General features: G+C 58.9%; 5 protein-coding genes. 2 read left to right on the top strand and 3 right to left on the bottom strand.

From position 1 onward, the window contains the following. Window positions 1-294: 294 nt before the first annotated feature. On the bottom strand, window positions 295-1,941 hold the full coding sequence (locus NKI32_RS21360) for an MFS transporter (protein ID WP_023704122.1): 1,647 nt from the start codon (window positions 1,939-1,941) through the stop codon (window positions 295-297). Between the two features lie 549 nt (window positions 1,942-2,490). Continuing rightward, complete coding sequence (locus NKI32_RS21355; RefSeq protein ID WP_023685532.1) at window positions 2,491-3,636, bottom strand: trans-sulfuration enzyme family protein; 1,146 nt, start codon at window positions 3,634-3,636, stop codon at window positions 2,491-2,493. A gap of 88 nt (window positions 3,637-3,724) precedes the next feature. Here NKI32_RS21355 and NKI32_RS21350 point away from each other — a divergent pair, with 88 nt between their 5' ends. Together NKI32_RS21350 and NKI32_RS21345 are read left to right on the top strand one after the other, a co-directional pair. Beyond that, complete coding sequence (locus NKI32_RS21350; protein WP_023709150.1) at window positions 3,725-4,369, top strand: helix-turn-helix domain-containing protein; 645 nt, start codon at window positions 3,725-3,727, stop codon at window positions 4,367-4,369. 48 nt (window positions 4,370-4,417) lie between these two features. After that, entirely contained in the window at window positions 4,418-5,056 is a 639-nt protein-coding gene (locus tag NKI32_RS21345; protein WP_353003497.1) for an FMN-binding negative transcriptional regulator, read from the top strand. A 644-nt stretch (window positions 5,057-5,700) separates the two neighbouring features. Here NKI32_RS21345 and NKI32_RS21340 read toward each other — a convergent pair. Next, window positions 5,701-7,764, bottom strand: a complete 2,064-nt coding sequence (locus tag NKI32_RS21340) for a carbamoyltransferase family protein (protein WP_353003506.1) — start codon at window positions 7,762-7,764, stop codon at window positions 5,701-5,703. Between the last annotated feature and the right edge of the window lie 57 nt (window positions 7,765-7,821).

Raw genomic sequence — 7,821 nt, 5'->3', positions numbered from 1 at the left:
TGACGGCAGCGCTGGTCGATTTACCTTCTGTCTTGGTCATGGTGGCGTTCCTTCCAGGGAATCGGTGACGTTGAACATCACCAGCGCCCCCTCTCAGCGAATTTGCAGAACTCTCAGCACACTACCTCTGGCGGCAGAGGGGGGGCGGGCTGAACATGGGACCCGTGATTGACATAATTGCCGCGCGAATTCTCATGCTCGCCTAACCGGCCGGAACGATTTGCAATCCGGGCAGGCTCGACAAATCAAGGAGTAGCTCGTTCCGTGTCCAAGCCCAGACAAGTCTTGGTTATCTCACGGGCGCGATACAAAAGGCACAGGCTGGACTTGGCTGCCGGGGGCGGGGCTTGTCGACCGCTCGATTGAAAGTGAGATGCGAGGCGGAGAATCACCCATGTGCAGAGCGGCAAGGCGCTCGCCTACCTCCCTGTCATTCACCGTCAGCCGATGGTTTAGACGAAGATAGTCCGTCCATGTCGGCGTGCGGAATGTCTCGGTCCAAAGCGTCGACTTCTGAAGGTCGCGCTGGAGGGTCCAGTCCCGCGCACCGGCGCGGCTCTGAACGCGCCGCCTTTCGCGCATGCAGCTCAGAAATTCATCGATACTCTCCTCGGGTATCGAGTACTCCACCTTGATCACGATCGGACCGCTCCTGGGTTTCAAAGGGAGGGCCAGTTCTGGTGGCCTGAAGTCGACGGCCGCTTGATCCGATTCCTCCCATAGCCGCACTGGCAATAGCTTTCCCACAGCCGCGACCAGCAACAGTGCCGCTGCAGCACCTTCCAAAGCCCACGTCAGCGAATAGTACTGCGCGACAGCACCCCAGATCCAGCTGCCCGCTGCCATGCCGCCGTAGGTCAGGGCGTAATAGATGGACAGGGTCCGACCAACGACCCACCTTGGGCTTGCCAACTGCACACACACGTCGGTTCCGGTCCAGGTGACAACCCAGCCAGCGCCACCGATTGCAAGCGCGATCGCCGCCACAGCCACCGACGATGTGAGGGCCATCAAAAGGCAACACGTTGCGCAAGCAACGGATGCGAGCGTGATCAATCGGTTCTGGGACGTAATGCGTCTCAAGTAGCTGCTGCCAATGCCGGCTATGAAGGCGCCTGTGCCGAAGCCAGCCAATAGCACCCCGTAAACAATTGGCCCTCCCGCCAGCTGGTCGCGAACCAGGAGGGGGAGCAGAGCAAGGATCGAGATGCTTGACAGCCCGAATAGGGTTGCACGCACAATCGCCACTCTGATCTCTGAGGATATTGCCGTGAATCGCATGCCATCATGAATGGCCGTAGTCATCCGCTCGCGCGGAAGAGGCGAAAAGCGAACTTGCCACTTTGAGCGCAGAACAGCGCTCAACGGGACCAAGTCACTCAGCGCAGCGAGGGCGAAAGCCGTAAGGGGGCCTAGCAAAGCTAAGATTACACCGCCCAGCGCCGGTCCTATGCTCCGAACCACGTTGTAGCCCACCGACATCAGCGTCACTGCGGCGGGTATGTCGCGCTTTTCCAGGATATCGCCTACCGACGCGTGCCATGCTGGATCGTTCAAGGCAAAGCCGCATCCGGCCAAGAAACTCAGTCCCAGGATCAGCCATGGACTAACAAAGCCCAGTCCCACAGCGAGTGCCAGCGCCGTGGATGCCAGTGCGATAAGGCAGTGTCCGGCAAGCATCACGCCGCGGCGGCTGAAGCTGTCTGCAATGGCTCCAGCAAGGATCGACAAGAAGAACGCGGGCAGTGTCGATGCAGCCTGTACGAGCGCAACCATTAGATCGGAGGCTGAAATCGTCGCCATGAGCCAGCTTATAGCCACGCTCTGCACCAGCCAGCCAAGGCTGGATATCTGCGTGGCTGTCCAGATAGAACGAAAGACCGGGTTGTGAAGAGGGATCAGTGTGTTTGCCGCAAAGCGCGGAGGATCTTGACGCCGCATCACTTCTCTCCTCCACTGGGTGTCGTTCGTCCGCTCATTTGCTTACAGCGGTGCGCTCTGTGCACAGACTGCGTCACAACGAAGTTCCGAAATCGCGCTCGCAACAAGGACAATGTGACATCCATGGTGCTGATGCGCCTTGAGGTACCAACCTGGCCGTTAGCTGATGGGTCCCGCAGCCCGCTGGGTGCGGTCAGTTCTGCCCTGCGACTCTTGGCTTTGGACGGTGCTAGCGCCCCGATGGCCGGCTTGTCAAACTGCCGTAGTGCCAGCACATCCATCCCATCTGTTGACCGCGATCTCCGACGAGGTCGAGCAGCAGTAGGTCAACGGCAAATCTGGGTATTTGCCGCTATCCGGTCGAGCGCGTGGCCATCGTCCGGAAACCCGAAGACGTTCATCACCCAGGCGACCACCACGCCCGAGACAATGCGACACGGCGGTAGCGGTTCACCAGAGGACGTGCGTTCTACTCAGCAGGAACATTGTTCTGCCGATCGTCGGCTGCGCCAGCCGTCACGTAAAGCGGCGCCAGAGTTCTTGCACCCGTCATTGGACTCCCGCTTTGCAGGTTTCGCCTAGGGCCTGCATCAGGTCATCTATAATGTCCTGAGGATGTTCAAGCCCTACAGAAATTCGCAGCAATCCGCCTGGCGCTTTGGACTTCGCACCTTCAACGGATGCGCGATGCTCTATCAGAGAATGCGTCCCGCCAAGGCTTGTCGCCCGGACAACAATCTTCAGGCGGCCGGCCACGGCCATTGCAGCATCGGCTCCGCCCTCGACGATAAAGGATAGCATCGCTCCGTAATGGCTCATTTGCCGCGTAGCAAGATCGTGTCCCGGATCAGTTTGCAAACCAGGAAAGAGCACTTTTTCGACGCGCGGATGAGACGCCAGGGCCTCGGCCACTTTCTGGGCGCCTTCGCAATGGGCGCGCATGCGGACCGGCAATGTCTGGAGGCCCCGCAACGCCAGCCAACAGTCGAAGGGCGCTGCGACGCTGCCCTTGTGTTTCTGGACCATCCGCAATGGGCGACCGAGGGGTGACGCGTTTGGGACAATGACGACACCGGCCATCAAATCCGAGTGGCCGCCAATGTACTTTGTCGCCGAGTGCATCACCGCGTCTGCCCCGATTTCGAGTGGCAGTTGAAGCACTGGGGTGGCCCACGTATTGTCCACCACCGCCAAGGCGTCTGCCTCGTGCGCGATTGCGCAGATGGCCGCAATGTCGACAACGCGGATCATCGGGTTTGACGGCGTCTCGACCCAGACGAGGCCAGTCCGCTTCGATGTCACCGCGGCGCGCAAAGCGTCCAAATCGCGCATGTCGACGGGGGCAAAGTCGAAGCGAGACCCAATGTCGGTCTCTTCGATCAGCGAACGAATGCCGAAATACATGTCATCCGGCAGAACGATCCGACCCGCCGACGGATGGCTCTCGAAAACTGCAGCGATTGCGGCCATGCCCGAAGCGAAGGCGATGCCGTCTCCCCCTCCCTCAAGCGTCGCCATGGCCGCCTCGAACGCATTGCGTGTCGGATTTCCATCCCTTGTGTATTCGAAGCCGGACGGAAATGACCCGTTGGCGCCTCGTTCGAACGTCGTGCTGGTGTGCAGCGGCATGGATACGGCCCCCGTGGACGCGTCGACACCTCGGCCGCAGTGGATCGCCTTCGTCTCAAAACGCATCGGTTATTCCTTCCTAACGGGCAGTTGCAATTTCGTGCCGGTCATTATACTGACCGCAATACGTGAGCCGAGGACCCAAGTCAATATAATGACCAATGTTACGGAAGCGTTTGATGCCGAGCAAGCGCTTGGGCAAGCGATAGCAGCCCGGATCCGAGACTTGAGGCGTGACCAAAGCCTGACCCTGGATCGCCTGGCTAAACTAAGTGGCCTATCGAAGGGAACCGTGGTCGCGCTGGAGCAGGGTAGGGCGAACCCCAGTATCGGCATACTGTGTCGGCTGGCGGCGGCGTTTTCGCTCTCGGTGGCCGATTTGTTGAACGAGCACCCTTCCACGGTGCGCCTTCCCATCGAGCGGACAGAGACCAGGAGGCTTTGGACGAGCGCCAAGGGAAGCTCTGCGCAACTGCATTCGTCGACCTCGGGACGCACGATGTTCGAACTGTGGAGCTGGGTCATGATGCCGGGCGATGTGTTTTCCGCGGACGCTCATAGTCCGGATACGCGCGAGCTGATCTCGGTCAGTCAGGGTGCCCTGAGCGTTGTGGTAGGTACCCACGTGGAAATTTTAAGCGAAGGCGAGAGTGCGCGGCTTGTCACTGACCAACCTCACTCATATGCGGCGGCATCTGATGTGCCCGCCCACTTCACGATGGCGGTGCTTGAGCGTGGTGGACACCGAAATCCGGGGCACTCGTCGACGGCAGCGAAGATTCAGGGGCACGTTCCGTAAGGCCCGCCGATTACTAACAACCGCACATTCGCGACAGGAGATAAACCGTTGTACGTTCCGCCTCATTTTGCCGTCCCTGATCAGAACGCCCTGTTTGACCTTATCGAGAGACACCCGCTGGGTATCCTCGTCACCCAAAGCAAAGGCACGCTGGACGCGAACCACCTCCCTTTCGAGCTTGACCGCTCGAAGGGAGACAAGGGCGTTCTCAATTGCCATGTCGCTCGCAAGAACCCAGTCTGGGAGGAAGTCGCCAATGGCGATGAGGTTCTCGTAATCTTCCGTGAGGCCGACGCTTACATCTCGCCGAACTGGTATCCGAGCAAGCATGAATTCCACAAGCAGGTGCCGACCTGGAACTATCTCGTCGTCCATGCCCACGGACGCATCACTGTCCGGGATGATGAGCAGTATGTGCGCCGCAACGTGGCGAAGCTCACTCACATGCAAGAAGCCTCGCAGCCGGTCCCATGGAAGATGGGCGACGCGCCGAAGGACTTCATCGACACGATGGTCAGGGCAATCGTCGCCTTGGAGATCGAGATCACCGGCCTGGTTGGAAAATCAAAACTCAGCCAGAACAAAGAGTTGCGCGACATTCAGAACCCTGGCGAAATGCTGCGTGCCCAAGGGGCCATTGCGATGGGAGAAGCGATGCTCGCGGCTGCGGCGGTCAAATCCCAATAGCATGTGTCTTGTCCCGACAAAGCCGCTGGTGCCGGCTTCCCGACGGGTCACCTAGTCCGCCTTGACGCACGGCAATAGCGTTTGACGGCCTGAAGCGACGCTGTGGTCACCCTTGTGATGCTTTTCCACGCGCCTGGTCAGGCGACAGGATTGCTCCGTCGTGAGGACAGGCGGGAGTTTGCAGGTTGCGGTGGGCGGGTTCGTTTCCGGCGCCTGCGCCCCGTCGTATGTCGCGAGTTGAGGAATGCGATCGAGGGCGATGTGCAGGATGCGCTGCGGGAACGTCGTCGGCTGGCACAGACGGACTTCCGATTTCACCTCGACCACCCGCGCAGCGGTTTTGAATGAGGCGCAAACGCACGCGTGTCGAATTGGGCGATTTCCCTTGGGCGCCGAGCTCGACCATGCGCGATGATGCGCTCGACGCAGCTCCAGCTGGCGGCGCCTTCAACGAACTCCTTGAACCTGCAGACCTTGCCCGAAAGCACTTGCTCTTACGGGAGATGATTGGCTTTGTCGCCGAAGCGACTGATGGAGATGTTGGTGGGCGCCGCCGCGTAGGCGACGACCCCGTAATCACAGCGGGAGCTCGCAGGCGGGGTCGACAAACACCCTTGATTGGCCGAGCTTGAGGTGCATCTCTATCAGGCTGATTGCTTATTGGGCTGGTCCAGCGTTTGATCGGACCCATGATCCATCCGACCAGATTGTGAGGGATGCAACCGAACCAGGCGCTGCTCCCACAGTCTTCGCAGGCCCTCCATTAGAGCTGCATGCCTGGCCTGATCCGGCTCAATCATATTGAGGTGATCTCGCAACACGGCTTCGCCCTCGATCCGCATCAGTAGATTAAACAAGTCGTTTGAAATTCGCACACTGTCAATGCTGGAGTGGTTCGGAATAATCTCGCAGACAGTCTCCTGATGATCTCGCGCTGTGTAAGCACGGGTTTGATGGAGGGAGACTGAGGGAGGCAATGAAATCGCAAGCGCAGTCCAATCCTGCAGCGTTGCAGCCCGTTTTTTTACCAGGAAGGGCCCGACCACAAGTCCATCCAGCTCTGTCGTCAAAAATGTGGCAATCGCGTCTGCAACCGTATCCACGATCGGTTCAGCATTGTTGTTAAAGGACGTATTGAGCAGAATTGGAGTGCCTGTCCGCTTCTTGAAGGCATTGATGACCTCCCAGTAAGCTGGGTTGGCATCGCGCGATACTGTTTGCAGCCGAGCCGTACCGTCGACGTGCGTAATGGCACCCAACAAGGCGCGCTTTGAGTCACGCACGCGAACGACGAAATTCATGAATGGAAATTCGTGCTTACCGTCCGGGAGGTCGAAAAATTCGCTCGCATCCTCTTCCAGCACAGATGGTGCGAAAGGCCTATAGCCTTCGCGCTTCTTGACCATGGCATTGATCCGGTCCTTGTTTGCAGCGGGCCGAGGGTCGGCAAGAATGCTGCGGTTGCCCAGCGCACGTGGCCCAAACTCCGAACGACCCTGCACCCAGCCGATCACGGCGCCGTTGGTGATCCAGTGGGCTGCACTGCTCGCTACGTCATAAGAGCGTTCAACCTCGAGATGTCCGGACCATGCATTCAGTTCCTGTTCCACGGCGCGGTCGCTCCCGAGATCAGGACCCCAATAGACCTCCTGCAGTCGCTCACGCGGCGCGGGGCGGCCCATCTCGTTAGAGACTATCAGCGCAGCTCCCAATGCGCAGCCAGCGTCGTGAGACGCGGGTTGCACGAAGATGTCTTCGAAAAGCCCTGAATACAGCAGCTTGCCGTTCATCGTGCAGTTGTGGGCTACCCCTCCCGCCAGACACAACCGCTTCATGCCGGTGGCCTCACGGTGGTGCCGGAGAATGTGGAACACGATCCGCTCAAGCGCTTCCTGCAGTGACGCACTCACATCTCGATGCTGCTGGGTGAAAGGCATTCCCTTTCGCCTGATCTCGATGTTGCGGAGCAACGCCGGACCGATGCGGTCGAGGTGAACACGGTAGCCACCGTTGGCGGAGAGCTCGTACAACTGCTCGAAGAGCTCGCGATAGGGAGCGGGGTCGCCATAGGGCGCGAGTCCCATTACCTTATACTCGTCGAACATGCCGTAGCCGAGACAGCGGATCGTCTCGAGATAAAACAGCCCAAGAGAATTGTCCTCCGGGAAAGCCTCGATTTGCGTAATTTCTGTGCCAGACCCTACCGCCACAAGGCCCGACAGGAAATCACCACAGCCATCAATCGCTAGAATGAGACTTTGTTCGAAGCCCGACATTGCAAAGGCGCTCACGGCGTGCGCCTGATGATGACCTACGAATGAAATACGCGAACTGTCCAACTTAGTGCCGAACTCACGCGCTAACAGGTTCTGCACCAACATTTTAGCATCCAACGGAGTGGAGAGAATGTCCGGTTGGGAAGCGGACATACCTTCAAGCATGGCGTTGGCATAGGGCTCGCTGGCGTAGACCGCGACACGATCAATGTCGCTGAGCTGAACCCCGGCCGTCGAGAGACAGTATTGAATCGAACCACTTGGCAGCTTGTTCGAGTGCTTGATTCGATTGAGGCGTTCCTCTTCTACGGCGGCTATCACCTTTCCGTCTCGGACGAGCACCGCGGCGCCATCGTGCATAAAGGCGTTCGGACGCTCGAATCGGTTTTCATGGACTTGGTCAAGTCCGCCGCTGATTCCTAGGCACAGCATTTCTTTCTCCAAATAGTAACGGGAAGCCAAATTGGCTTACCTCGACTGTTTCCAACT

The sequence above is a fragment of the Mesorhizobium sp. M0761 genome (assembly GCF_040320205.1).
In the GTDB taxonomy this organism is placed as follows: domain Bacteria; phylum Pseudomonadota; class Alphaproteobacteria; order Rhizobiales; family Rhizobiaceae; genus Mesorhizobium.
Note: the sequence above shows the minus strand (reverse complement) of the source record. Positions and strands in the feature narration are given on the sequence as shown.

Bases quoted from the DNA above. Each gene is read 5' to 3' on its own strand.
- NKI32_RS21360 (WP_023704122.1), bottom strand. From the start codon at position 1,941: ATGCGGCGTCAAGATCCTCCGCGCTTTGCGGCAAACACACTGATCCCT.
- NKI32_RS21355 (WP_023685532.1), bottom strand. From the start codon at position 3,636: ATGCGTTTTGAGACGAAGGCGATCCACTGCGGCCGAGGTGTCGACGCG.
- NKI32_RS21350 (WP_023709150.1), top strand. From the start codon at position 3,725: ATGACCAATGTTACGGAAGCGTTTGATGCCGAGCAAGCGCTTGGGCAA.
- NKI32_RS21340 (WP_353003506.1), bottom strand. From the start codon at position 7,764: ATGCTGTGCCTAGGAATCAGCGGCGGACTTGACCAAGTCCATGAAAAC.